Consider the following 25164-nt stretch of genomic DNA (forward strand, 5'->3'; position numbering starts at 1 on the left):
GGTGCGGCCTGAGCTATCTGTCGATGGTGAAGGCTAAAAGATTTCCGCGCAACCTATTGAATTTTTTCTATCTTGGTCGCAGCAGCAGTCGCGTGGCAGTTCAGCACGCCACGTCTGATTCGGGCGGTATGGAAGAAACCATCCTGCTTGATTTATCTTGATGGATCGCAATACTCGGCCATCTCCCCCACCAACCAATCGCGGAAGGATATCAACGCTGCTGTCGGTTCCCGACTACGTAGTTGTGCGAGCCAGTAAGAGCCGGTCGAAACGGCCAGCGTAAACGGCTGGATTAGCCATCCACCTTGCAGTTCGGCCTCGAACATTTCCAGCGGTAGAATGGCGACCCCGAACCCGCGCATCGCGGCCTGTGCCATGAGGGCCGAGGAGTCGAACACCGGGCCGGACAGGCGCTGGTCAGGCAGACCTGCGGCGGCAAGCCAGGTTAGCCAGTCCTGACCGCGATAGGAGCGCAGGAGCGTCGTATCCCTGAGATCGGCCGGCGCGTGAAGATGCTCGGCAACCGCAGGCGAACATAGCGGTGACAGGGACGCCTGCATCAGATGCGTCGCCTCCAGGCCTCGCCACGCACCGTCACCAAAGCAGATCGCGCAGTCGAGGCTTTCTCCTGCAACATCGACCCGGTTGTTGTTGGTCAGCAGTCGCAAGTCGACAAACGGATGCAGTTGTCTGAAGCGCTCCATGCGCGGCAGCAGCCAGCCAAGCGCGAAGGTGCCGACGACACTGACGGTCAACACCTCCTGGCGCACCCCGCGATCGAAGCGATCGATCAAACCTGTCACTTGCTCGAAAGCCGCATTCAGCGTTGGGAAAAGCGCCAAACCCTCATCCGTGACGGCAAGCCCGCGCGACGTGCGGCGAAACAGCTTGGCGCCCAACCGGTCCTCCAAGGCCTTCACCTGATGGCTGACTGCACTTTGCGTCACGCCGAGCTCGTTGGCCGCGCTGGTGAACGACAAATGCCGCGCAGCGCTTTCGAACGCGCGCAGGCCGTTGAGGGACACCGGCCAGGCGCCGCCATGAGAAATTCTCTTGTCCGACACGATTTATGATCCTTTGCCAGTCGAGCATCCTGCCAATATCGTTTCCTTTATCGCGGACCGGCAGCGTTTCGTCATGAGATTTTATGCGCCGTGGCGCGTCTGCCGAGCCGCTGTCATTCAGGGTGTTGAGGGAAACAGGCATGAGCCGATTGGACATTGTACGGCTTTTGGCGTTGGCAAGTGCTGTCTGCGCTTGCGCAAGTTCGGCTACCGCGCAGCAAGGCAAGCAGACTTCGCCCCCAGATGGCGCCATCGACAAGGTCGAAATCTGGCAGGCTCCGGCAGGATCGCGGCAAATCAACATCTGGCCGGGCACCGTTCCTGACGGAACGTTCCGGCCCCAGCCCGCCGAAACCGTCAGGACTTACCACGACGCTGCGGCAACTGGTGGTAAGTCACAGGTCGTCATGAACATCGCAGTTCCGACGATGACCATCATCCCGCCCAAGGAGCCGAGGACGAAGACGGCGGTCATTGTCTTTCCGGGTGGTGGCTTCCAGAAAGTCTTCGTCGGCATGGAAGGCACGGAACTATGCGATTGGCTGACGGCCAAGGGCGTTACCTGCATCGTCTCCAAATACCGCGCGCCCGGTGGAAACGACTTCTACGATGCGGAGAAAGACCGCCAGATCACGCCGAAAATTCCCCGCGCCTTGCAGGACGCCCAGCGCACTATCCGCCTGGTGCGCTCAAAAGCTGCGGAACTGGGTATCGATCCCCACCACATCGGCGTGCTGGGCATGTCTGCGGGCGGCTATCTGGTTGCGCAAACTAGCAACATCCTTGCGCCGACCTACCGCCCGGTCGATGCCCTGGACAGGATCAGCAGCCGACCGGACTTCGCTATCGCGCTCTATCCAGGGCATATTTGCAGAGATCACGGAGCGTTTGATCCAAAGCTGCCCGTGTCCAAAACCGCGCCCCCGCAATTCATCGTCCAGGCGTGGGACGACGAGATCGATCCCGTCTGTAACAGCCTGATGTATGCGTCTGCACTCAACAAGGCCGGTGTCGCCACCGAATTGCACCTGTTCGCGCGTGGGGGACATGCTTTTGCTCTCCGCCATCCGAATGACCCGGTCGGCAAGTGGCCGGAACTGGTCGAGCTGTGGCTCAGGCAAATCAACATGCTTTAGCTCCGGCTCCACGACCAGCGCCTTCGCGGCACGGCGCTGGCACCCTGCCCGCCTCGCCATGGACAAAGGCTTTCGACCATGAACTTTACAAGACGATCCATTGCCTTGGGCATGCCGGCGCTGCTGTGCTGGCCCGCGCTCGCCCGGTGCGCCAGCGCCGATCCAATGGCCGAGTATGAACGCACGACCGGAGGGCGGATCGGCGTCCATGCCTTGAACGTCACGACCGGCCAGACACTTTCACGGCGTGCTGACGAGCGCTTTATCATGTGCAGTTCCTACAAGGCGTCGCTGGCGGCGTTCGTGCTGGCTCGGGTCGACCGCGGCGAAGAGAAGTTGGACGCGCTCGTGCCCTATACCGCGAAGGATACGCTCGGGTTGTGGGGGCCCATCGCAAAGGAAAACCTCGCCAAGGGCGCGATGACAGTCGCGGCGATGTGCAAGGCCGCAGTGGAAATCAGTGATGGGGTGTGTGCCAACATGCTGATGGCGCGGTCAGGTGGCCCCGCTGCGCTGACAGCGTTCCTGCGCTCTATTGGCGACACGACGACGCGGGTCGATCATTTCGAGCCAGCGCTCGACCGTGTGCCGTCAGGTGGCCCTGATGACTCGACAACGCCGGCGGCGATGGCCAGCACGCTCCAGAAGGTGGTCTTGGGCGACGTGCTGTCTGCTCACTCGATGGGGTTGCTCACGCGATGGCTGATCGGCAATCAGACCAACCCCCGATTGCGCGGCGGGCTGCCCCAAAGCTGGCGGATCGGCAACAAGACTGGGCACAGTGGCCGGGATATGGCTGGCGACATCGCCGTCGCTTGGCCCCATCCTGAAATACCGATCGTCATCGCGGTCTATACCCGTGGAGGAAGACCTACCGAGGCGCAGTTCGACAAGGCCTTTGCCGGCATCGGCAGACTTGTCGCATCCACACTGGTCTGAAATAGCGCGGCACTCGGTGAGGCCGCGCTCGGGCAGAATACCTGCGCGCGTCGCTAGCGAAGTCTGCAACAGGGCGCGCTCCTATCGCGCTTCGTCGACCTCGTAGAACATGGGATTGCGCATCCATTCACGGATGGCGGATTCGCGCCAGCCGGTGCAGCGGGTGGCGATGCGCACCTGCTTGGGAAACGTCCCTGCCTGGATCTTGCGGTAGAGAGTGGCGCGGGTCAGGCCGGTGCGATCAAGCACGGCATTGAGACGCAGGATGCGGTCCGGGGGCTGTTCAGTCATGGCGTGGTCTTCCTGTGCTGTGGTTGGTTTTCTTGCTCCCTCCTCGTGAGATTTGCTGGTCTGCGGCCGGCGTCAAGAGTGCCGAAAACGGTGCCAAAGTACCGATTTTACGCCAGTTGACCCCAGGGTGTCCGATCTTACTCCACGGTGCGAAAAAGAATTTTTGAGGGTCGTGCAGATTGTGTCTCAGGCCGTCTCGGCCTGATCGCGCTCTCCTTCCGCTGCGCTCCAGCCGAGTTGGCGCCACCGTCTCGTGGGCAGAGCCGGTGCGATCGCTGGCGCGGGGCCAGGCCCTGCTGGCCGGTCCTGTCGGTCCGCCTTTGGCTTCCCTCCGGTTGTCGCCGCGCATCTTGAGCGCGGCGGCGTCTGCCTCGGCTCCGTAGGTGACGGGGGGCGTCACGGCCCTGTAGCCCCGCCGCGACGGGGTGCAACCCGGCCCGCTGCGCGGCTCCGGGTGCTCCACGCTGTTGCGCTCCTTCGGATGCACCCCGCCGCCTGATGCGGGGCTCTTGGTCCGCTCCTGCCGCCCCCCGCCACTCCGGCGCCGGGCCATGGCGGTTTAAGGAGCTTGAAGATCATGAGCACCGTGAACACGAGCGAACGCCAGTCCCTCTATGTCGAGGTCACGTATCGCATCATTGCCGAACTCGAAGCCGGGCGCCTGCCCTGGGTGCAGCCCTGGGACGCCAGCCGTTGTCCCTGCACGCTGCCCCACAATGCCGGTTCGGGTAGGACTTATTCCGGGATTAATATTCTCATTCTCTGGACCTCGGCCATCGAGCAGGGCTTTTCCTCGCAGCGCTGGCTGACCTATCGCCAAGCCGAAGCAGCCGGGGGCCATGTCCGGCGCGGCGAGAAGGGTACGGTGGTCTGCTATGCCGATCGCTTCACCCCGCGCGAGGAAGCTGCCAAGGCCAGGGACGAAGACCGCGAAGCGCGCACCGTGGCCTTTCTCAAGCGCTTTACCGTGTTCAACCTCGACCAGTGCGAAGACCTGCCCGAGGACATGATTGCCCCGGTGATGCCGATTGCGCCAGAACTGGCGATTGCCGGTGCCGATCGCGTGATCCAGAACAGCGGGGTAACCTTCCGCATTGGTGGCGGGGAAGCGTTCTATTCGCCCACCCATGATGTGGTGCAGGTGCCGCCCCAGGCTGCCTTCCTCGAGCCGATCAACTGGTTCCGCACGGCATTGCATGAACTCGGTCATGCCACAGGCCACCCGAGCCGGCTGGACCGGGATCAGACCGGCGAATTCGGCTCCGCGTCCTACGCAAAAGAGGAACTTATTGCGGAAATGGCCAGTGCCTTTGCCTGCGCCGCGCTGGGCATTGTCCCGACGGTGCGGCATTCCGACTACATCGGCGCATGGCTCGAAGTGCTGTGCGCCGACGAGAAGGCGATCTTCCGCGCCGCCAGTGCGGCCAGCAAGGCGGCCGACTTCCTCCTGGCCTGCGGGGAGGACCGGCCATGAGCCGGCCTCTCCCGCCCGAATGGGGCAAGCCCGTCCTGCCGACCATATCGCCGCGCGCGTTCTGGCGGCGGGGCCAGCGCGGCCTGCGCCGCATGACCAAGCGGCAGCGGGATATCTTCGCGGCCGTGCGCTTCGAGGGCGCCAGCTATGCCGAACTGGCCACGCGCCATGGCATCAGTGCCGAAGCGGTGCAGGCCGAGCTGGCCAAGGCCCTCTCCACGCTGACCCGTGCGGTCTATGGGCACTGGTGGCAGCGCTGGTGGCCGTGGTGAAAAATTCCGGCCGCCCGATGACTTGCCATCGGGCGGCCACCGCGACAGGGTAGCGATGTCATGCGCAGCGATCTCGACCATCTTCCCGCCAACAAGCAGCGTGAGCTGGAGCGCGTGGTGCAGATCGTCTTCGAGGAATTCGAGGACGCGCTGGCCCTGGCTTCGCACGAGTGGAAGAAGAAGGGCCGCATTCTCAAGGTCATCCTCTACGGCAGCTATGCACGCGGCGGCTGGGTGGACGAGCCGCACACCGCCAAGGGCTACCAGTCGGACTATGACCTGCTGATCATCGTCAACGACAAGCGCCTGACCGACCGGGTCAAGTACTGGGCCAAGGTCGATGACCGGCTGATGCGCGAGTATGGCATTGCCGGTACGATCAAGACCCCGGTCAATTTCATCGTCCACACCCTGCAGGAGGTGAACGACGGACTTGCTCATGGGCGCTATTTCTTCATGGACGTGGCCCGCGATGGCATCGCGCTCTACCAGAGCGATGATACTGAACTGCACCAGCCCAAGCCCAAGACGCCGCATGCCGCGTTGGCCATGGCGAAGGAGTATTTTGAGGAGTGGTTTCCCAGTGGTCTTGTTTACCTAAAGACAGCGCGTGATCTGGTCGCACAAGGACGAACCAAGGAGCCGGCCTTCATCCTTCACCAATCAGCTGAGAGACTTTATCACTGCGTCCTTCTCGCGGTGACCTTCTACACTCCCCACGTCCACAATCTGGCGTTTTTGCGTACCCAGGCTGAGCGGCTGGACGTTCGTCTCGTCCACGTCTGGCCCAACGACAACCGCAGGCAGCGAGCTATGTTCGAGAAGCTCAAGGAAGCCTACGTAAAGGCGCGCTATTCCAAGCACTACCGGATCACCGAAGAGGAATTGACCTGGCTGGGCGAGCAGGTTGAGGAACTGGGCCGTGTCGTCCATGCCATTTGCTCAGAACGCATCGCCCAGCTGGAAGCGACAGCGCGACAAGCGGGGTGAGGAATAACCGGCTTGTCGATCTCCATGGCCTAACGGCTTTAGCCCTTGTGGTCCGGGTCTGGGACATTCCTGCCGGTCGCCGAAGCAAATGGGAGTATCCAGTTACGACGAGATCGGTCATTCGTGGTGCCGTTAAAGCCCTCGCCCAGATCCTCGCCAATTCAATCTTTTTGAGAAGGCGCGATCCAACTCAGCACAGCAAAAAAGTGACTTGCTATGTCCCCCCTCGCAATGCAACTTCATCTCAAAGGAGCAAGACTGGCGATCATTTGAGAAACGTGGACATGGTATAGACCGCAAACGTTCCGGAAGAAACGGAAGGTGGTAAAATTATACCATTCAACCTAAGTCCTTCATGGATTATTCGGACCGCAGCAAATTATAGTGCCTTTTTTGGGGGAAGACTGATTGGATATCCCACCTACACTTGTAGAAGCAGTTCGCGATCAACGCGCTGTCCTATTCTTCGGCTCCGGCGCGAACTTTGGCGCGTTTCATCCGACGAATGAGAAAGTTCCCTTGGGGGACGCATTGCGGGATCGCATCTGCGACAAGTTCTTTGCGGGCGCGATGAAGGGCAAGCCCCTAACCGCAGTCTCCGCAATGGCGGCCAATGATGCAGGCTTGGTGGACTTCCAACGATTCATCAACTATCTATTCGAACCGTTCGGTCCTGCATCTTATCACGCACTGCTCCCAGAGTTTAGGTGGCGCGCCATCGCGACGACCAACTATGACTTGATTGTCGAACGTGCCTACAATGCCGCGGCAAAGCCGCTTCAAAATCTAGTTACAACGGTGAAAGATTTTGATCAGCTCGACCGCCGGCTAAACCTCACTGCGAATCCACTAACATACTTCAAGCTTCACGGAAGCATCGATCATCATACCGACATGGAAATCCCGCTTATACTAAGCAATGAGCAGTACGCTGGATATGAGGATAATCGAAAGCGTTTGTGGGGTCGCGTGCGCGATCTGGCCTATGAATACCCATTGGTATTCGTCGGTTACAGTATCTCTGATCCGCACGTTCAAAGAATTCTGTTCGATTTAACGGCCAAAACGGGTCGTCCAATGTTTTATTCCGTGTCGCCAGATTTTGAAGAGCCAGAAATTCGCTATTGGGCTTCCCACCGAGTGGCCTGCCTCAAGGGCACTTTTGAGGAATTCTTGTTGGGGTTGGACGCTGCAATCCCGGCCTTAGCGCGTGCGTTGCCTGCCGGATTAGGCGGAGGCTCGCTAAGTATACGATCTCACTACAGAGTTGCCTCGGCGACTGAGTCGACGAATCTGATCTCGTACCTTGAAAACGACGCATCCCACGTATTCTCGGCGATGACAGCCAAGCCACAAGACCCGCGGGAATTTTATCGCGGGAATGATGAGGGCTGGGGGTGCATCCAACAAAACCTCGACGCGAAACGCACAGTCTCAGATTCGGTCTTGGTGGACGCCGTTCTATCTTCAGAAAATCCTTTGCGCCCCACTGAGCTGTTTATGCTAAAAGGACCCGCTGGCAACGGAAAGTCGGTGGCCTTAAAGAGGATTGCTTGGGAGGCGGCAACCACCTACGAACAATTAGTCTTATTTGCGAATAATGCAGCTGCGCTTCGACTTGATCCTTTGGAAGAAATTTATACCCTAACTGGAAAAAGGTTGATCCTATGCGTCGATCACGTTGCATTGTACCGCAGCGAACTGCTTCATCTCGTGAGGGAAAGTAGAAGCCGCAAAATACCGCTTACCATTCTTGGGGCTGAACGTGACAATGAGTGGTTCACATACTGCGATCAGCTCGAACCCTATCTAAAGCAGGAATTCCCAGTTCGTTATCTCAACGAACGAGAAATCGATGAACTCATCGCACTGCTGGATCGGCACAACGCGCTTGGTCTCCTCAAAGATGCTGACCACGCAAACCGCGTCTACGCCTTTGCCAAAAGTGCGGAGCGTCAGCTCCTAGTTGCTCTTCACGAGGTAACTCTTGGCATCCCCTTTGAAGAAATTATCATCGACGAGTTCAATAGGATCGAGCCGACAAAAGCGCGCGAAATATATCTTTCCATATGCGCTTTACATCAATTTGGTGCTCCAGTCAGAGCTGGCCTCATTTCACGGGTGTCCGGAGTTAATTTCGAGCAATTCAGAGATAGCCTTATCCAACCACTTCAAAACGTCGTTCACATTGTAAAAGATCGACATTCTGGAGATTTTTTCTATCGTAGCCGACATCAACACGTCGCGGAGATTGTTTTTCGTCGCGCGCTTCCTGCGCAAGAAGACAAGTTCGATGTGCTGTCTGCAATCGCGAGCGCCATCAACACGGGTTATTCATCAGATCGGGAGTCGTTCTCTCGCCTCATCAAAGGGCGCGCAATCGCGGAAATTTTCGCCAGCGCGGACCTCGGGCGTCTCTTTTACGACCGGATCGTGGACGCCTCTCCAGAAGATCCCTTTGTTTTCCACCAACGGGCTGTATTCGAGATGCAGCATCCTGGGGGCGCTTTGGCCCTAGCCGAAGCTGCGGCTCGCAGGGCATTTGAATTCAATCCCCATAGTCGTGGCATCCAACACACTCAGGGCGAGATCGCACGTAGGCAAGCGAACGGCACGGATGATCCGTTGCGGAAAGAGGCGTTCCGCCGGGTAACACGCGAAAAGATTTCTGGTGATATAGGGAGGATGAGCGAGTACGACCTGCATACGAGGGCTCGGCTTTCTCTCGACGAACTCCGAGAAGAATTAGCCGAAGATCGCGCCACTGGCGTGGAGTCGTCCAAGTGGTTTGTCGCTGCTGTGCGAGACGCGGAAACGTCGATCCAGCGGGGCCTCCAACTTTTCCCTGAGAGCTCCGAGTTACTCGCGGACGAAGCAGCATTCCGTGACCTGCTCAACCAGGCGAAAGCAGCGCAGGCGGCGCTGGAGAAAGCATTCCAGCTTAATCCCCGTCAGGATTGGCTGGCTGTAAGATTGGCTAAACGTTACGAGGAAGCTGGTGATTTTCCAAAGGCCCGTGAGGTTTTGGACAGGTGTTTGCATGACAATCCGTCGAGCAAACCAGCCCATTTCGCGAAGGGTCGAAATCTAATCGAATCGAAGGGTGCGGGCTCGGACATTCTTGCCAATCTGAGACGGAGCTTCTCTGAGGGCGACAATAACTACGAGGCGCAGTTCTGGTACGCGCGCGAGCTATTTGTTCAAGGAGAATTTCCAACGGCACGGAAAGTGTTTGCGGCCATTCATGAGCGCGCTCCGGGCCGCTTTAGGAACATGGCTGCAGCGCGAATTGAAGATGGAAGCGGTCGACCAGTCGTGTTGAATGGGAGAATTGAACGCCTAGAGGAGGGGTATGCCTTTGTAAGTGCGAACCAATATCCGCAAAATTTATTCGCGGCAAAAGCGGATTCACTCCCAATTGAATGGCTTGAGCTGCGCAGCGGTGATGATGTGTTTTTTCATATTGCATTTAATCGCCGTGGTCCTTTGGCCGTTTCGCTGGCGAATGTCAGGTAGGTCATTTTTGGTGGGTTTTTGTTTCAGCCATTCATGAATAACCAGAACGGTTTACAGTGCGCTGGCTCGGACAGTTGATCTCGCAAAGTCGATCTCTGCTGCACTTCGCATGGTGCGTCGGTGGCTTCGCGAAGTAGGTCTCGGACGAGTTTCTACTTAGAATGTGACGGCGGCAGGTTTGGGCGTAAGCTGACGATCGTCCGCGGCATCCGAATGACTTGGCTCGGTCGCCAGCTGCCCCTCGGCAGAGGGGCTCACGTGATTACAATCGAAGCGCTGGCGTAGGACGCGATCTTCTTCCAGCCCAGCGCTTCGTAAAGTGCCCGACCATCGTCGGTGGCTACCAGTAATTCGAAACTGTGGGGATTGCCCCTAGCCTCGTGCAAGGTCTGCATGAGGACATTCCCCAAGCCTTTGCGGCGATGCTCCACCTCTGTCACGATGCGATCGTAGACGAATACGCCGTCTGCCTCGGCTCCATAGCCGCTGGCGGCCAAGATGCCAGTGTCCGTGACAATGCGGACCGACGTCACGGCGCCAGGCTGCTCGACTGCGATAGAGTAACCGTGCGCAAGTTGCCGACGGGGCATTGGGCCATTGGCCCGCATCACATGACTCGGCTGATGAATGGTCCAGTGTGCTGGCAGCGCGATACGCAAGGCCTCTGCCTTGTCGCAGACCTTCACGAACTGGCGCGGCTGATGAATACTGCGTGCAACGTCCTTCAGCCCGTCACACATGCGCGGGAATACCCATCGGACAGTTTCCGTTTCCGATCCGGTATCGACACGGAAACCGCCATGCTCGGCGATTGGCATGGGCAATCCGCGCGCCAGCGATCGCGCGGCGAGCCAAGCATGCAGCAGGTGCGGATCAAGGCCTTCGGTGTTCATCATGCTTCGCACGTCGACTTGTGCCTTTCGGGGTGGCCATGCCGTGAAGTTTCGCCAGTTCCCTTGGTATTGTCGCCGGCTATCAACCGACTGCCTTGTTGCCCTCGTCGATCGCATCGGCCAGCATCGCAGCCAGCGCCTCTTCCGCGCGGGCGCGTGCCGATGCATCCTTGGCGGCCAGATCGTTGCGAAGCCACTGCGGTGCGCGTTCGATCACGCCGAGAATGCGGGTCTTGGTCTTGTCGTCCATGTATGTTCCTATGGCGACGCGGCTGGCGCGGGGCAATGCGCTGGCGATGGATGGTTGAACGCGCGTTGCCGGTTGCTCAGTCTTTGTCCTGGGTATCGGCAAAAGCCCGCTGGCCGCGTCGCCGCCATAGGATGAGCTGGGTGCCGGTCTCGTCGGTGCGCAGTTTTGCCGCCGCCTCGACCAGCAGGCCAAAGATAGCGGCGCGATCATCATCGGCCAGTTCGATAAGACCAGCCTTGGCAATCAGCCCACCCAGCTCGATCAACTGCCGCGTGCGCTCGCGCCGCTTCACCTGCCAAGCCCGCGTATCATGCCGCGCTTGTTGCAGGGCCAAGCGATGGCGGCCGCTGGTCGTGCGGCGCTGCTGGTTGCGCGTTGTCGCCAGCGCGCTGGCCAGTCGCCAGTTCAGTTGGCTCGTCAGAAAAGAACGCGGCGCCGCGTTTGCGCCATACCTCCCGTCGTTGCGGATCAGTGATGGCGGCGATCGACAGCAGCGCACCGGCCAGTTCCTCGACGGTGAGCTTATCGGCGCCGGTCGCCTCGACCAGTTCGCCCAACTGGCTCTGCTTGCGCGCCTTGAGTTGCCTGGCCTTGGCGGTCAGCGCCTTGAGGTCCTCGTCATAGTTGCGGGGCTTGCGCATGTCTGGTGTCCTGTGACGGCGGTCTGTTGCGCCGCGAGGCCTTCCAGTTATCGGCCTTGACGATCAATGCCAATTCCCTGAAACCTCATGGGATTCCACCGTCCCGAGAATGATGAAATCTTTTGAGGGCGCGCTTATACGTCGTGCCGACGTGCGCTTTTAGGCGTATCTGGTGCGTCGCTATGGCGATCTACCACTTCTCGGCCAAAGTTGTTTCGCGCGGTGGCGGCTCGAGCGCCGTGGCCGCCGCTGCCTATCGCTCGGCCGGTCGGCTCTATGATGAACGGCTCGATCGGCACCACGATTTCTCCAACAAGACCGGCGTCGTGCACAGCGAAGTCATGCTGCCCGACGGCGCGCCGGAGGAGTGGCGCGACCGGGAGAAGCTGTGGAATGATGTCGAAGCAGTGGAAGTGCGCAAGGACGCGCAACTCGCCCGCGAGATCGAGTTCGCCATCCCGCGTGAGATGACCCAGGCCGATGGCATCCAATTGGCGCGGGACTTCGTTCAGAAGGAATTCGTCGACCGGGGCATGGTGGCCGATCTCAATGTGCACTGGGATGTGGGGGCAGACGGCCTCGCCAAACCGCATGCCCATGTAATGCTGGCGATGCGCGAAGTTGGGGAGAATGGCTTTGGCCCCAAGGTGCGCGAGTGGAACCGTACGGAGTTGCTGACGCACTGGCGCGAAGCCTGGGCCGAACACGTCAACGGCCGGCTGGCGCAGCTCGATATCGACGCGCGGATCGATCACCGCAGTCTTGAAGCCCAGGGCATCGATCTTGAGCCACAGAACAAGATCGGCCCGGCTGCCGCGCGCATGGCGCAGGGCGGCCTCGTGCGTGAGCGGCTGGAAGAGCATTTTGCCATCGCCAGAAGCAATGGCGAGAAGATCCTCGAAAACCCCGGCATCGCGCTCGATGCCATCACCCACCAACAGGCGACATTTACGGCCCGCGACCTTGCCACATTCGTGCACCGGCACAGCGAGGGGAAAGACCAGTTCGACGCCGTGCTGGCGGCGGTGCGGGGTTCGCCGGATCTGGTGCGCTTGGGACCAGACGGACGCGGCGAAGAGCGCTTTACCTCGCGCGCCATGCTCGAGACCGAACAGCGGCTGGAGAAGGCCACGGCCAGGCTCGACGCGGAGCGCCATCATGGCGTGCCGGCGCGCCATCTGGCAGCCGCGCTGGATCGCGCCGAAGCGCGTGGCCTGGTGCTGTCGGTCGAGCAGCGCCATGCGCTTGCGCATGTCACCGGCGGCAGCGGTATTGCCAGCGTCATCGGCTATGCCGGGACAGGCAAGAGCGCGATGCTCGGTGTGGCGCGCGAGGCTTGGGAGAAAGCCGGCTACGATGTGCGTGGCATTGCCCTCTCCGGCATTGCCGCCGAGAACCTGGAAAACGGCTCGGGCATTGCCTCGCGCACCATTGCCAGTCTCGAGCACCAGTGGGCGCAGGGACGCGAGACCCTTGAACCCAATTCTATCCTGGTGATCGACGAAGCCGGGATGATCGGCACGCGCCAGATGGAACGTGTGGTCAGTGAAGCCGAGCGCCAAGGCGCCAAGGTCGTGCTGGTTGGCGATCCGCAGCAGCTCCAGGCGATCGAAGCCGGCGCCGCCTTCCGCAGCATGGCCGAGCGGCATGGTGCCGTCGAGATTACCGAAGTGCGCCGGCAGGCCGAGGAATGGCAGCGCGAGGCCACGCGGCAGCTCGCCACCGGCCGCACTGGCGAAGCCATCGAAGCCTATCACGCGGCCGGTCTGGTGGTCGAATCACGCACCCGCGAATCGGCGCGCGATGCGCTGATCGAGCGCTGGGATGCCGATCGGCAGGCCCATCCCGAGGCCAGCCGGCTTATTCTCACCCATACCAATGCAGAATGCGATGAACTGAATGCGCAGGCCCGGGACCGCCTGCGCGATCATGGCACGCTCGGCACCGATGTCGCGGTTGAGACCACCCGTGGCCAGCGCTTGTTTGCCGAGCAGGACCGCATCATGTTCCTGCGCAACGAACGCGAACTGGGTGTGAAGAATGGCATGTTGGGCACCATCGAGCGGGTTGATCGCACCGGCATGGCGGTGCGGCTCGACGATGGCCGCGCCGTGGCGTTCGACCACAAGGACTATGCCGACCTCACCCACGGCTACGCGGCCACGGTGCACAAGGCGCAAGGGGCGACGCTCGACCGAGTGCATATCCTGGCCACGCCGGGGCTGGATCGCCATGGCGCCTATGTCGCGCTCTCGCGGCATCGCGATCATGTCGAGCTGCATTACGCCAGGACCGACTTTGCCGATCGCGAGCGACTGGCCGCGCTGCTATCGCGCGACCGGTCCAAGGACATGGCGCGCGATTATGCCGGCAAGGAGCAGGAACAGCGAGCACGCAAAGCCGAGCCGGCGCTACAGCCACCCGCCAGCGCGGAGCAAACCGAACGCAAGAGTCGCTTTTCCGGGCTGCGGCTTAGCGTGCCCAGCTTTGCCAGGCCGTCGGTCCAGGACCAGCAGGCACAGCGCGATCCAACGAAGCCAGCCCTGGCAGCAGCGCAGCACATCAATGCGAAGCCCAGCCTCGACCAGGCGGTCGAGCGCTATGCCCGCGCCACGGCGGAGATCGACCGCATGACCAGACAGCAGCTTCCCGCGCTCGAATACCAGAAGACCGCGCAGGCCCGCGCGGCCCAGGCGCTCGATGCGCTGCCCGGCGGCAGCGCGCGCGATCTCGACACCGCCTTCCAGCGCAATCCGAGCCTGATGGTCGAGGCCTCCGTCGGCCGCACCGGCAGTGCCGTTCGCGCCATGAAGCTCGAAGCCGAGATCCGAGCCAATCCCGAACTGCGCGCCGATCGCTTCGTCGAGTCCTGGCAGCAGCTTCAGGACCAGCGCGGCCGTCTCACCGGCAGCAGCAACCGCGAGGCGCGCCAGCAGGTGGAAGGCCAGATGCGCGCCATGGCCAAGGGCCTGGAGAAGGACCACGAACTGGGCAATGCCCTCAGCAAGCGCGGAACCCAGCTGATCGGCAAACAATGGTCGCGAGAATGGTCGCCGGGCGTCAGTGGCCATGACATCAGCGATGCCGCGAGGACCAGGGCGATCGCCCAGCAACTCACTCACTCGCTCGAGCGTGGGCGGGACCGGGGGATGGGGCTATGACCAATAATCCTGCCAACCGCGCAAACGCCCAGGCCGACCTCGACCGTCCGGAAGTGGCGTTCGAGGCGATGACCCACAAGCTTGCCGCCCTCGTTGCCGCTGTCGAAGGCTTTGCCGCCCGGCAGCAGGAACTGCACAGCCGCGATTACACACAGGACCTTGCCCGCATCCATGCCTGCCAGGACGATGCAGCCGCCGCGCTCGAGACGCTGGCCAACAGCCCCGCGCTGCAGCTGACGCCCGAGACCATCGCCGGCCAGATCTATCATGCCACGGCCAGGGCAACTGAGGTTGAACGACAGCACTTCGGCGCTGCACGAATCGATCTGGATCGCACCGTCCTCACGATCAACAACATCGTGCAATCCATCCTGAGGGGGCTTCAGCAACTGCGTTGGCTGGGTGTCGCAGCAGCCATCGGAGTGATGGCGGGCTTCATGCTGGGCTGGACTGTTCCGGAATTGGTTGACCGGGCGGTGCCAGAAGGCTGGCATTGGCCAGAGGAGCGTGCGGCCAGCCTTCTCCAGCGTGATGGCTGGGCGGCTGGGGAGCGGATGCTGCAGGTGTCCGATCCGCAGCGGTGGCAGGCGTTGCGAGAAGCTGCCAGCGTTTGGGCGAGCAACGCGAAGGCGTTGGACGATTGCCAGCGGCGTGCGGCGAAGACCGGAAAGGGCGTGAGTTGCTCGATCTCGATGAGTGACTCTTCAACCACTGCCGCCTTTAGCTCGGTTTAGTCTCGAAATAAGTGGGGCTGGAAAATCCCTCGAGCCGACCCACAGAATTCAGAAACGTCAGCGATCCCAATTCCGGGGCCGTAAATCTACGACAGGCAACGTGAATTTATCCAACGGTGCTTGGCAAGAGCCTCCATTCAGCGGCAGGCATCCAGCCACCCTCCGAAGTGCCAATGTACCAGTCGTTCCAACCGTTTCTATGCGTCGAGGTGACAGCCCTGGAAGCGGCTGAGAACGAATAGTATTGTCCATCGACGCCGTCGATCACCAGCGCGCCATCTACAACCATACCTATGTAGTCCTTCCCCATGTAAGTGAAGCGGCACGGCGTACCGTTGGTGGGGAATGGCGTTGGGAGAACGGTCCAGCTTGCGCCCTCGCCCAACCCCGGAATTTCGGCGCGCTGCGGGGCAGCCCACAGCTTCGCTGCCACATCGAATAACGCCGCGCCGCGCTCTTCGATGGAGGCCTCGCTCCACGTTTCATAGGCCATGATTTCCCGATTCAGTGCCAGGGCCGTATTCGTCTTGATCGCCGCCAGCTTGTCCAGGAGCGGGCCGTTGGAAATCGTCGCGTTCAGGGCCTGGGTCAGCAAAGTGAGGTTGCCGATGGCGTTCACGGCAGTCTCGCGGGCGCGGATCTGGCTGACAAGTTCGGGGCCATATTGGTCTTCGGTCAGCCCGATCATTTCCGGGATGGGCCACGATGCCTGCCATTTTTGCGGCATGATATGCTCGATGGTCAGCGCCGACCGGATCACGATATCTTCGTTCAGCGACGTCCGCTTCGCCCGCTCAATAGCTTCGAAAATGTACCGCAGCCGGGGCTGCCGCGCAGACTTGTATTGTTCACGCATGATCCAGCTGTGCCGCCATTCGGCATCGTCCGGCCAACGATCCAGGTCTGCCGTCCGGCTCGACAAGTAGGCGATCAGTTCGTCAACCTTGTCACCCTCGCAATCGCGCAGCCGAGTTACCAGTCCCACGAAGAACCGGTTGTAATTCTTCGTCGTGAGGCCGCAGATGTCGCGCCGCAGGATATAGCTTTCCAGCACGGCGAAAGCTTCGGCCAGCCGCGCGGCAACGCTTGTTTCCGTCGCCAGATAGATGGCCAACGGCATCGCTGTGGAAACATCGAAGGCATCCGCCATCTGGCCGAACCGCCCGACCGGATCGCCATCGCGTGGTGCAAACAGCCGATGCTCGACGGCCGCAGTCGCCGAAATCGACTCGAGTTCCTCTGCCACCGTCGCGAAGGGCGAGCGATTGAGGATCCACTTGCGGTAATCGGCAAACAGCCCCTCGATCGAAACAATATCCCCCACATGCATGGCCAGGTGGTCGGTCAGCATCCAGTCCAGCCGGGTGCGGGTCTGCCGCCCGCGCGAGGCCTGCTGCGTCCAGAACGCGCGATCCAGTGGCAGCCAGTGCTTTTCATAGAGCTTGTCGATGGTCAGCGAGCCGGCGCTTTGGCCGAGCCCCTTGGCGCGCTGGAAGATGAAATTCCGCAGCAGGTCGGCAGGCGACAGCGGCACACCGCGGCTGTTGAGCGTTTCGAAGATGGTCTGCGGATCGTCCCCACCCTCCAACTCGATGGATACGACGGCCAGCCCGTCCTTCAGCGCTTCGAACAAAACCTGCAAGCGGGTTTCGTCAAAGGCACCGTTAACGGTGAGGTGCCGGATGATGCGGTTGCGGAACGAGCCATGCGCCGTCGTGGCCAGCTTGCCCACCAGCTCGTCCCCTTCGGCAAGGCCAGCGATGCCGGACAGATCGGCGGCCGGGTCGATCAGGTGCACGAAGGCACGGCGGTCGGTGATCGAGGGCCAGAGCTTGTAGCGCTCCTCGTCCGGACGCTCCATCACGCCGTCGTTGAGCAGATATTTGGCGATTTCCTGCGCATAGGGCGATCCATGCTCTGCCGCGACATCGCGCAAGGCGGCCAGCAAGAGCTGGAAGGTGGTGAGCCGCTGCTGGCCGTCGATGACCTCGAAGGCCTGCACCTGCGCCCCATAGGTCTTGACCTGGTTGATCACGATCGCGCCCATGAAGTGCGGGATCAAGCTGGAGCGGTCGGTCTCGATCCGGGCAACGGCGCGTTCGATGTCTTCCCACAGCAGACCAAGCTGCGGATCATTACGCCAGGAATATTGCCGCTGATACAGCGGGATCAAATAGCGGCGCTTGCCGTCAAACAGGCCGATGATCGAGCGGGTATAGGGCTTCATCTGGCTTGATCCGATCAGGCAGGTTCGAGGGCATGGTGAAGCACGGCTTCCAGCAGGCGCGAGCGGACCTGTTCGCCCGTGGTGAGACTGGCTTCGAGTTGGTCGCACAGGGTCATCAGTTCATCGACCTTGGCGACGATGCACTGCTGCTCGGCGAGCGACGGGAATGGGATGAGCATGTTTTTCAACGCTGTGCCGTTCACATTCGCCTGGCCGGTCTGCTGCTTAATCAACGGCACGATTTGGGTTTCTCGAAAAATCGGAGCGTTCATAGCCAAATTCACATATTGCGGCAGGCTGTGCTTCTCAGAGCAGCGGATACGGATGAGGTACGATGCAAAAGTGCGGCAATTCCCTTCGCCGAGATATATCCCGGTTTTGCCAACCAGTTCCGCGCTGTTGGTTCGATTATAAAGCAGGTCATTTTTTTGAAGAAACAGGCTCGGCAATTCGTCTGACGTTTCGGGAATTCGTTTAGGATTGTCCCAAACAACAAGACCGTCTTGGATATTCCCCATCGTTAAGACGGGAACGCCGCGCTCGCTAGGGTTAGATTTTTCCGATGTCCCATACTGGGTGAAAAGAGCTGCGTCGCCGATCCGCGACCATACCCACGATCCGGGTATTTCGAACGGGGTTTCATCGTCGCGGACTGGCTCAAGTGGCTTTTCCCGCCGGATAAATTTCAACCGCACCATCTCGTCACGCTCATCGCGAATGCGCAAAAGCTGTTCTGAAGCTGCGGCTTCATCGGCGTCCTGCTCCACCAGCTTGCCGCGCACGGCGAGGTTGAGGATGGTTTGGCGGAGTTGTTTGATCTGGTCGGTGCGGGTGGTGAGTGGGGCGATGTTGGCCAGTGCGAAGCGGGCGTCTTGCCCAAAGGTCTCAGGATCGGGGGCGTTGAGTTTGGAGAAGGTGGACAGCGTGAAAGTGTCGCGCGCTGCCTCGCGCTCTGCCCGCGCCGCCTCAAGCTGATCGCACAGTGCCATCAACTCATCGACTTTGGCGACGATGCGGCGCTGCTCAGCAAGCGGTGGCAGCGGAATGAGGATGTTTGAAAGGGATTGCCTGTTCAGGGTGGCCCCTTTGATTGCCCCTTTTGTGTCACCTGCCCTCGCCAGCTCAGGAAGTGACATGAACAGATACCCATCCAAAGCGCTAACGTGGGGATGGATCGATATGATGGCCTCGTTATGGAACGCTGGCACACCTAGGCGAGCAATCTTGCCGATGGTAAGCTTAAAACTCATCACTATCGTGCCGACCGGTTCGGGTTCGGACTTAAAAATGTTTTTCCGAGCAATCTCGCTTACAGTTTCCTTTGTCTGCTCGATTGTGCCGCCATCTTCCATGTCGGCAATGCTCACCCAAGCATGATCGCCTGTATTCCAGTATGACAAATCATTCCGCGCAGGGGTGCGCCCTGCATAGAATTCAACGATTTCTGCAAATCTGACCCACAGCCAACCGCACGGCAGCCTGTAAGGCAAGTGTTGAGGCTCTACTGCAGGAAGCTCGGTTCTCGTCCTGATCGTCCCTGCCTTGACCAACCGTGCTCTCTCGGCGGCAATCCGCTTCAACAGTTCCGACGCCGGTTCGTCAGACGCATCCTGCTCCACCAGCTTGCCGCGTACGGCGAGGTCCAGCACGAACCGCCGCAACCGGACGATGGCATCGGGCGCGTCGGCAATGCGCGCATAGTGGTCCAGCAATAGCGCAGCGTTCATCGGGCCAGCGCCTCGGCCAGAATAGCCTTAAGCTGGTCGCGCAGGTCTGTCGTTTTCACCTCGGCCTGATCCAGTGCAGCCAGCAGTTCGGCGGGATCACCATGATCGGCTTCGACGCTATGCGGGTTCTTGAAATCAAGATTGTAACCGCGCGCCTTCACCTCATCGACGCTGACCTTCCACGCCTGCGGGCCTTCCTCGCGGCCCTTGCGCTCCGCGCCGCCCCACCAATCCACGCAAGAGGCGAAATGCTCGACGCGAATCGGTCTCGTCATCGAATAGGCCCTTTGCCCCTCGGGCACCTGATGCTCGTAGAACCAGACGTCCTTGGTCGGCTCGCCCTTTTCGAAAAACAGCAGGTTGGTGCCGATGGAGGCGTAGGGCTTGAACACGGAGTTGGGCAGGCGGACGATGGTGTGGAGGTTGCACTCTTCGAGCAGTGCCTCCTTCAACCGCGTTTTCACGCCTTCGCCGAAAAGGCTGCCATCCGGCAACACGATGGCCGCCACGCCGCCCTTGCGCAGCAGGCGGATGAACAGGGCCAGGAACAGGTCTGCTGTCTCGCGCGTGCGGAAATGCTGGGGGAAGTTGCTTTCGATGCCGTCCTCTTCCTTGCCGCCAAAGGGCGGGTTGGTAAGGATCACATCGACGCGGTCTTTCTTCTCCCACGCAATGTAGGGCCGGGCCAGGGTGTTGTCGTGGCGCACGAAGCTGGGGTCTTCGACGCCATGCAGCAGCATGTTGGTGACGCAGAGCATGTGCGGCAGCGGCTTCTTTTCCACGGCGCGCAATGATGCCTGCATCAGCGCCTCGTCCTCGGGCCGCTTCACATAGCGCTCGCGCATGTGCTTCATCGCGCAGGTGAGGAAGCCGCCCGTGCCGCAGGACGGGTCGAAGATGATTTCGCCCGGCTTGGGGTCGATGCGGTCCACCATGAACGCGGTGACGGCGCGGGGGGTGTAGTATTCCCCGGCGTTGCCAGCCGATTGCAGGTCGTTGAGCAGTTGCTCGTAAACATCGCCGAAGTGCTGGCGCTCGGACAGGTTGTTGAAGTCGATGCCGTTGATCTTGTTGACCACCTGCCGCAGCAATTGGCCGGATTTCATGTAGTTGTAAGCGTCTTCGAACACGTCGCGCACCACGCGGCGCCGATTGCTCAATGGGTCACCGGGCTGGCCGCTAGGCTTCAAGCCCTTCATCGCCGGGAACAATTGCTCGTTGATGAAGGCGAGCAGCGCATCGCCGGTCAGCCCTTCGGGGTCGGCGGCCCAGTTGCGCCACTGGAACGGCGCAGGGATAGGGGACTGGTATCCGGTGCGCGTGAGTTCGAGATCCAGATCCTGATCGTCGATGATCTTCAGGAAAAACAGCCAGCAAAGCTGGCTGATGCGCTGGGCATCGCCGTCGACGCCACTGTCCTTGCGCATGATGTCTTGAATGGATTTGACCAAAGTCCGAACCGACATAAATTCAAGCAACTTCCTGATAAAGTTCGTTTTGCAACGCGTGAACCGCCTCTTCGAAGCCAGCCTTGCCACCAAAGGCCGTGATCAGCTGGACGGGGGTGCCAAGCGTGTTCAGCGGCGGGATACGCAGCACGTTGGTGTCGTCAAGATTGAGCACGCCGTCGTCGGCATACTTATCCAGCAATGCGCGCAGCACCGTGCGGGCCTGGTCGCCATATCGGGCGAAAACGTCGCGCTTTTGCACATTGTCGGCGCGCTCGCGCCGGGTCAGCGGCTTGCGATCGAAGGCGATGTGGCAAATCAGGTCAAACGGATCGAGGTCCTTGCCCAGTTCGTCGGCAATGACATCGAGCGCCAGCCCTTCGGCGGCGAGTTCATCGACCAGGGCCTGCTTGCGCTCGGTGCAGTTCCAGCGCGTGAGGAAATCGTCCAGGCTGGAGAAGTGCTTGCGCAAAGCCTTCTTGGTATAGTCGCGCAAGGACTCGGTGACGAGCTTGCCGCTTTCGTCGAGATATTCCACGCGCTCGGCCACGATCTGGACGGACACACCATCGACATAGGTTTTGCCGCGCTTGCCGCCGTCATCGTTGATGGTGATGTCGGGCGGCTCGCCGCCGTCGATAATGGTGTCCTCATCGTCGGGCTCGCCCGTCTGATCGTCAGCTGCGTGATCGTCGTCGGTATCGGCGGTGGCGCCATCGTCTGGCGGTAACATGGGATCATCCTCGCCCGGCTCGTAAATCTGCACGGGTTCGCCGTCGAAATCCGGATCGGCGAAATGGTTGGTCGCGCCTCGGAAATCCATCAAGGTGAAGAAGAACTTGCGCGTATCCTCGTGTACCCGGGTGCCGCGTCCCACGATCTGCTTGAACTCGGTCATCGAGCCCACTTCCCGATCCAGCACGATCAGGCGGCAGGTCTGGGCATCAACGCCTGTGGATAGCAGGCGTGATGTCGTGACGAGCACCGGATAGCGACTTTCCGGATCGATGAAGTTGCCGAGTTGCGCCTGTCCCTCGGGATCGTTGCCGGTAATGCGCATGACATAGCGCGAACTCTCGGCCACAAGGTCGGCATTCTCGTTGATCAGCGCCTGCCGCATGCGGGCGGCGTGTTCCTGATCGACACAGAACACGATGGTCTTCTGATAGCGGTCACCGCTTTCCTTGAGAAACTCCGAGACCTTGCGCGCTACCAGCTTGGTGCGATCATCCAGCACCAGGGTCCGATCGAAATCGCGCACGTTGTAGATGCGGTCCTCGACTTCGTTGCCGTCGCGGTCCAGTTGGCCTTTCTCGGGACGATAGCCTTGGATGTCACGGTCTACGTGAACCTTGATCACCTTGTAGGGCGCAAGGAAGCCGTCACGGATGCCCTGTTTCAGGGAATAGCTGAAAACCGGCTGGCCAAAATAATGGATATTGGATGCGTACGCGGTTTCCTTGGGGGTGGCGGTGAGGCCGATCTGCGTCGCTTCTGAAAAGTGCTCCAGGATTTCGCGCCAGGCGCTGTCTTCAGCGGCGCTCCCCCGGTGGCATTCGTCAATAACGATAAGGTCGAAAAAGCCGGGCGAGAACTCTTTGAACAGCTTTTGCCGCTCCTCCGGCCCGGTGATCGCCTGATAGAGACCAAGGTAAATCTCGTAGGCCGTGTCGATGCGGCGCTTTTTATCAGACGTTTTCTTGTCGACTGTAACCGCCGTCGTCAGGTCGATCTTGCTACCATCCTCGCGTTCGATGGTTTTGGCATGGGTCGAAAGCTTGGCCATGGCCGGCCCAAACGGCCGAAAATCATTCACCATGGTCTGGTCGACCAGCACGTTGCGGTCGGCAAGGAACAGGATGCGCTTCTTGTGTCCGCCCTTCCACAGGCGCCAGATGATCTGGAATGCGGTATAAGTCTTGCCCGTCCCCGTCGCCATCACGAGCAAAATTCGGTTCTGACCGGTGGCAATGGCCTCCATGGTCGAATTGACGGCGTTGACCTGATAATAGCGCGGCTGCTTGCCACTGCCATCGTCGTAGTAATCCTCGAGTACGATCTCTTCGCCTTGCGGCGTCAGGCCCTTCCAGGCCGCATAACGCCGCCACAAGTCGTGCGGTGAAGGAAAGCCATCGAGAGGCAACGTGGCTTCTACAGTCTCGCCCCTGCCGGTGCGGTCGTGGAATACGAAGCCGTCGCCGTTCGATGAAAAGACGAAAGGGATATCCAGTGTTTCGGCATATTCCAGCGCCTGTTGCATTCCGGCGCCGATCGGCTGCGTATTGTCCTTCGCTTCGATCAGGGCGAGCGGAATATTAGGCTTGTAGTAAAGGATATAATCGGCGCGCTTCCCTTTGCCACGCGCCACCAGCTTGCCGCGAACGATAATGCGCCCTTTGGTAAAGCTGACCTCTTCCCGGATTTGCATCATCTCGTCCCATCCTGCCGATTTGATGGCAGGCGTGATGAATTTGGTGCAAATGTCGCGTTCGCTGAGCGCTTGTTTGTCGAGCATTCGGTCCATCCAGTTTCGTGGACCTTACGGTGCAGGCTTTGCCGACGCCAGCAAGATTCGGAAATCCCTCAATTGCCCGCCATGCCAACCTACCGGTCCTGTGGCTACAACAAGCGAGTGCCACACCCATGGTTGAGCGGCGCCCTCGGCTACAGGTTCGCGATGTGGCGGGGTTAACGCTGCCAAGGCCCGACAAGGTTGCTTTGGGTGCCCCAATTCCCACATCATTCCGGCGTGCATTTTCGAGCAGTTTGAGCCCTGCACGTTTTTGTCTGCGCAAAGCGCCGACAGCAGTGTAAAAACCAGACCGTGCGAAAGGGTTATTAACCTAGAATTGGCTTCAAAAACGACCCCTTACAAAGGCAAAAGTTGCGTCTTATGGGGAATTGGCGTATGGTCCTTTTGAAAGTTTAGCCAAATCATAGCGTTATTGGACAAAAACTGGTCCTGTAAGCGGCACCACGGGTTTCTTCCCAAAACGTCTCACCGCATTGATTTGGCTAGATTTTCGGTCTATTTTGTCTTCCGGATATTCTCGCTTTGTCCCAGGATTTCTCACCACTTTTCACGCAAGTGGGGGCATTTCCGCGGGAAAGGGGAGCCTAGCCCGTCTTATTCATCAGGGTGGGGCAAAGGGTTGGCGGGAGTGGCGTAAGCCTCTGATCTGAATTAGGATCTGGGTGTCTAGTCCGAACCTGCCGCAGGGCAGAAAATGCCACAGGCCACACCCGCCATGAACGTCGATAGCGCAAGCCCATTCCGATTCCCAGCAGTGGCGCGCAAGAAAGTGACCGCCGCGTTTGATGGTGGCCGGCTCACCTCGGATGGTGGCGTGCTGCTGCTGGCGCAGGCTGAACGTGCAATGGGGATCTGCCAGCGGCTTGCAGCTTGCATTGCCGATCCGCGTGACCCGGCGCGGGTGGTCCATCGCCTCGATGACATCCTGCGTGCCCGCGTGTTCGCGATTGCTTGCGGCTATGAGGATGCCGATGATCTCGACGCCCTGCGCGACGATCCGGGTTTCCGTTTGGCGCTGGGCAAGTTGCCGGGATCGGGCGCGGGACTTGCCAGCCAACCAACGATGAGCCGGTGGGAGAATGCGCCGACCACGCGCGAACTGGCCAGCATGATGGTCGCAATGATCGACATCTACTGCGCCAGCTATCCCGCCCCGCCGGTGGCGGTGACGCTGGATATCGACGATACCTGCGATGTCGTCCATGGCTATCAGCAGCTTTCGTTCTGGAACGGACATCATGGCGAGCGCTGCTTCCTGCCGATCCACGTCTACGATACCGCAACCGGCCGGCCGGTGGCCATGCTGCTGCGCACTGGCAAGACGCCGTCGGGTGCCGAAGCGGCCGGTCACATCCGGCGCCTGGTGCGGCATATCCGCCGGAACTGGCCGGAAACGCACATCACCATCCGTGGTGACGGGCACTATGGCCGGCCCGAGGTCATGGCCTTCTGCGAAGCGGCCGGCATCGACTATGTGTTCGGCCTGCCGACCAACGCCGCGCTGCGTGCCGATCCGGCCATCGTCGCTGCCGCCGATGCCTGCGCGGTCAAGCGCGCCGAGGAAGGCCGCGCGATCCTGCGCCATTATGCCCAGACCCGCTACGGCGCCAAAAGCTGGAAAAGCCAGCGCCGCGTCGTCGCCCGGATCGAGGCCAGCACTTTGGGCATGGACATCCGCTATGTCGTCACCTCGCTGACCGAAGGCTCGGCTGAGCATATCTACGACACGCTTTACTGCGCACGCGGGCAGGTCGAGAACCTGATCAAGCGCCACAAGGCCCAACTCGCCAGCGACCGTACCTCGTGCCGCTCGGCAAACGCCAACCAGGTGCGCCTCATCCTGCACACCGCCGCATACTGGCTGCTGT

General features: G+C 60.4%; 20 protein-coding genes. 10 read left to right on the forward strand and 10 right to left on the reverse strand.

The genetic code is table 11. The features are described from left to right. Window positions 1–23: 23 nt before the first annotated feature. Window positions 24–161, forward strand: coding sequence for a hypothetical protein (locus tag FHW97_RS13065; protein WP_171799197.1), 138 nt, complete (start codon window positions 24–26; stop codon window positions 159–161). Here FHW97_RS13065 and FHW97_RS13070 read toward each other — a convergent pair. Then, window positions 153–1064 (reverse strand): LysR substrate-binding domain-containing protein, encoded by a 912-nt coding sequence (locus tag FHW97_RS13070; protein ID WP_370525381.1) that lies wholly within the window; start codon window positions 1062–1064, stop codon window positions 153–155. The genes FHW97_RS13065 and FHW97_RS13070 overlap by 9 nt on opposite strands. 140 nt (window positions 1065–1204) lie before the next feature. Here FHW97_RS13070 and FHW97_RS13075 point away from each other — a divergent pair, with 140 nt between their 5' ends. Both FHW97_RS13075 and bla read left to right on the forward strand, forming a co-directional pair. Continuing rightward, window positions 1205–2200 (forward strand): alpha/beta hydrolase, encoded by a 996-nt coding sequence (locus FHW97_RS13075; RefSeq protein ID WP_216647739.1) that lies wholly within the window; start codon window positions 1205–1207, stop codon window positions 2198–2200. Window positions 2201–2311: 111 nt separating this feature from the next. Next, entirely contained in the window at window positions 2312–3139 is an 828-nt protein-coding gene (bla, locus tag FHW97_RS13080; RefSeq protein ID WP_216647740.1) for a class A beta-lactamase, read from the forward strand. Window positions 3140–3220: 81 nt separating this feature from the next. Here bla and FHW97_RS13085 read toward each other — a convergent pair whose 3' ends face one another. Further along, the gene (locus tag FHW97_RS13085) at window positions 3221–3430 is read right to left on the reverse strand and encodes an AlpA family transcriptional regulator (RefSeq protein WP_171792654.1); all 210 of its coding nucleotides are present in this window, start codon (window positions 3428–3430) and stop codon (window positions 3221–3223) included. 577 nt (window positions 3431–4007) lie between these two features. Here FHW97_RS13085 and FHW97_RS13090 point away from each other — a divergent pair. The 4 genes from FHW97_RS13090 to FHW97_RS13105 all read left to right on the forward strand — a co-directional run bounded on the left by FHW97_RS13090 (window position 4008) and on the right by FHW97_RS13105 (window position 9682). Next, on the forward strand, window positions 4008–4904 hold the full coding sequence (locus FHW97_RS13090; RefSeq protein WP_054132778.1) for an ArdC family protein: 897 nt from the start codon (window positions 4008–4010) through the stop codon (window positions 4902–4904). Continuing rightward, window positions 4901–5176, forward strand: a complete 276-nt coding sequence (locus FHW97_RS13095) for a sigma factor-like helix-turn-helix DNA-binding protein (protein ID WP_168353370.1) — start codon at window positions 4901–4903, stop codon at window positions 5174–5176. The genes FHW97_RS13090 and FHW97_RS13095 overlap by 4 nt, the downstream gene beginning before the upstream one ends. Before the next feature lie 60 nt (window positions 5177–5236). Next, window positions 5237–6166 (forward strand): nucleotidyltransferase and HEPN domain-containing protein, encoded by a 930-nt coding sequence (locus tag FHW97_RS13100; RefSeq protein WP_171799199.1) that lies wholly within the window; start codon window positions 5237–5239, stop codon window positions 6164–6166. A 408-nt stretch (window positions 6167–6574) separates the two neighbouring features. Next, window positions 6575–9682 (forward strand): SIR2 family protein, encoded by a 3108-nt coding sequence (locus FHW97_RS13105; RefSeq protein WP_171799200.1) that lies wholly within the window; start codon window positions 6575–6577, stop codon window positions 9680–9682. 254 nt (window positions 9683–9936) lie between these two features. On the opposite strand, the gene FHW97_RS13110 is transcribed toward FHW97_RS13105, so the two are convergent. From FHW97_RS13110 to FHW97_RS13125, 4 genes are all read right to left on the reverse strand, one after another. Next, window positions 9937–10578, reverse strand: a complete 642-nt coding sequence (locus tag FHW97_RS13110) for a GNAT family N-acetyltransferase (RefSeq protein WP_253941765.1) — start codon at window positions 10576–10578, stop codon at window positions 9937–9939. Window positions 10579–10657: 79 nt separating this feature from the next. Beyond that, entirely contained in the window at window positions 10658–10825 is a 168-nt protein-coding gene (locus FHW97_RS13115) for a DUF6771 family protein (protein ID WP_171799201.1), read from the reverse strand. A 76-nt stretch (window positions 10826–10901) separates the two neighbouring features. Continuing rightward, window positions 10902–11117: a conjugal transfer protein TraD gene (locus FHW97_RS22075; RefSeq protein ID WP_370525380.1), complete on the reverse strand. Its 216-nt coding sequence runs from the start codon at window positions 11115–11117 to the stop codon at window positions 10902–10904. Window positions 11118–11133: 16 nt separating this feature from the next. Continuing rightward, window positions 11134–11466 (reverse strand): conjugal transfer protein TraD, encoded by a 333-nt coding sequence (locus FHW97_RS13125; RefSeq protein ID WP_171799202.1) that lies wholly within the window; start codon window positions 11464–11466, stop codon window positions 11134–11136. A gap of 182 nt (window positions 11467–11648) precedes the next feature. On the opposite strand from FHW97_RS13125, the gene traA reads away from it, so the two are divergent. After that, complete coding sequence (gene traA, locus FHW97_RS13130) at window positions 11649–14627, forward strand: Ti-type conjugative transfer relaxase TraA (RefSeq protein ID WP_171799203.1); 2979 nt, start codon at window positions 11649–11651, stop codon at window positions 14625–14627. After that, a complete protein-coding gene (locus FHW97_RS13135; protein ID WP_171799204.1) occupies window positions 14624–15361 on the forward strand; it encodes a DUF6118 family protein in 738 nt (245 codons plus the stop codon). Before traA ends, FHW97_RS13135 begins: the two co-directional genes overlap by 4 nt. A gap of 106 nt (window positions 15362–15467) precedes the next feature. Here FHW97_RS13135 and FHW97_RS13140 read toward each other — a convergent pair whose 3' ends face one another. From FHW97_RS13140 to hsdR, 4 genes are read right to left on the reverse strand one after another with little or no spacing between them, the layout of a single operon-like run. Further along, a complete protein-coding gene (locus FHW97_RS13140; RefSeq protein WP_171799205.1) occupies window positions 15468–17588 on the reverse strand; it encodes a DUF262 domain-containing protein in 2121 nt (706 codons plus the stop codon). Window positions 17589–17602: 14 nt separating this feature from the next. Continuing rightward, window positions 17603–19315 (reverse strand): restriction endonuclease subunit S, encoded by a 1713-nt coding sequence (locus tag FHW97_RS13145; RefSeq protein ID WP_171799206.1) that lies wholly within the window; start codon window positions 19313–19315, stop codon window positions 17603–17605. Continuing rightward, the gene (locus FHW97_RS13150) at window positions 19312–20853 is read right to left on the reverse strand and encodes an N-6 DNA methylase (protein WP_370525378.1); all 1542 of its coding nucleotides are present in this window, start codon (window positions 20851–20853) and stop codon (window positions 19312–19314) included. The genes FHW97_RS13145 and FHW97_RS13150 overlap by 4 nt, the downstream gene beginning before the upstream one ends. After that, complete coding sequence (gene hsdR, locus FHW97_RS13155; RefSeq protein ID WP_171799207.1) at window positions 20786–23278, reverse strand: EcoAI/FtnUII family type I restriction enzme subunit R; 2493 nt, start codon at window positions 23276–23278, stop codon at window positions 20786–20788. Before hsdR ends, FHW97_RS13150 begins: the two co-directional genes overlap by 68 nt. 712 nt (window positions 23279–23990) lie before the next feature. Here hsdR and FHW97_RS13160 point away from each other — a divergent pair. Next, window positions 23991–25164: IS1380 family transposase (locus tag FHW97_RS13160; RefSeq protein WP_171799208.1), on the forward strand; the 1174-nt coding region annotated here is incomplete at its 3' end.

The sequence above is a fragment of the Novosphingobium sp. SG754 genome, assembly GCF_013149315.1.
GTDB classification, from domain to species: Bacteria; Pseudomonadota; Alphaproteobacteria; order Sphingomonadales; family Sphingomonadaceae; genus Novosphingobium; species Novosphingobium capsulatum.

Excerpts from the sequence above, each read along its gene's own strand:
- FHW97_RS13065 (WP_171799197.1), top strand. The coding sequence starts at position 24 with ATGGTGAAGGCTAAAAGATTTCCGCGCAACCTATTGAATTTTTTCTAT.
- FHW97_RS13075 (WP_216647739.1), top strand. The coding sequence starts at position 1,205 with ATGAGCCGATTGGACATTGTACGGCTTTTGGCGTTGGCAAGTGCTGTC.
- bla (WP_216647740.1), top strand. The coding sequence starts at position 2,312 with ATGCCGGCGCTGCTGTGCTGGCCCGCGCTCGCCCGGTGCGCCAGCGCC.
- FHW97_RS13085 (WP_171792654.1), bottom strand. The coding sequence starts at position 3,430 with ATGACTGAACAGCCCCCGGACCGCATCCTGCGTCTCAATGCCGTGCTT.
- FHW97_RS13090 (WP_054132778.1), top strand. The coding sequence starts at position 4,008 with ATGAGCACCGTGAACACGAGCGAACGCCAGTCCCTCTATGTCGAGGTC.
- FHW97_RS13095 (WP_168353370.1), top strand. The coding sequence starts at position 4,901 with ATGAGCCGGCCTCTCCCGCCCGAATGGGGCAAGCCCGTCCTGCCGACC.
- FHW97_RS13100 (WP_171799199.1), top strand. The coding sequence starts at position 5,237 with ATGCGCAGCGATCTCGACCATCTTCCCGCCAACAAGCAGCGTGAGCTG.
- FHW97_RS13110 (WP_253941765.1), bottom strand. The coding sequence starts at position 10,578 with ATGATGAACACCGAAGGCCTTGATCCGCACCTGCTGCATGCTTGGCTC.
- FHW97_RS13115 (WP_171799201.1), bottom strand. The coding sequence starts at position 10,825 with ATGGACGACAAGACCAAGACCCGCATTCTCGGCGTGATCGAACGCGCA.
- FHW97_RS13125 (WP_171799202.1), bottom strand. The coding sequence starts at position 11,466 with ATGCGCAAGCCCCGCAACTATGACGAGGACCTCAAGGCGCTGACCGCC.
- traA (WP_171799203.1), top strand. The coding sequence starts at position 11,649 with ATGGCGATCTACCACTTCTCGGCCAAAGTTGTTTCGCGCGGTGGCGGC.
- FHW97_RS13135 (WP_171799204.1), top strand. The coding sequence starts at position 14,624 with ATGACCAATAATCCTGCCAACCGCGCAAACGCCCAGGCCGACCTCGAC.
- FHW97_RS13140 (WP_171799205.1), bottom strand. The coding sequence starts at position 17,588 with ATGAAGCCCTATACCCGCTCGATCATCGGCCTGTTTGACGGCAAGCGC.
- FHW97_RS13145 (WP_171799206.1), bottom strand. The coding sequence starts at position 19,315 with ATGAACGCTGCGCTATTGCTGGACCACTATGCGCGCATTGCCGACGCG.
- hsdR (WP_171799207.1), bottom strand. The coding sequence starts at position 23,278 with ATGCTCGACAAACAAGCGCTCAGCGAACGCGACATTTGCACCAAATTC.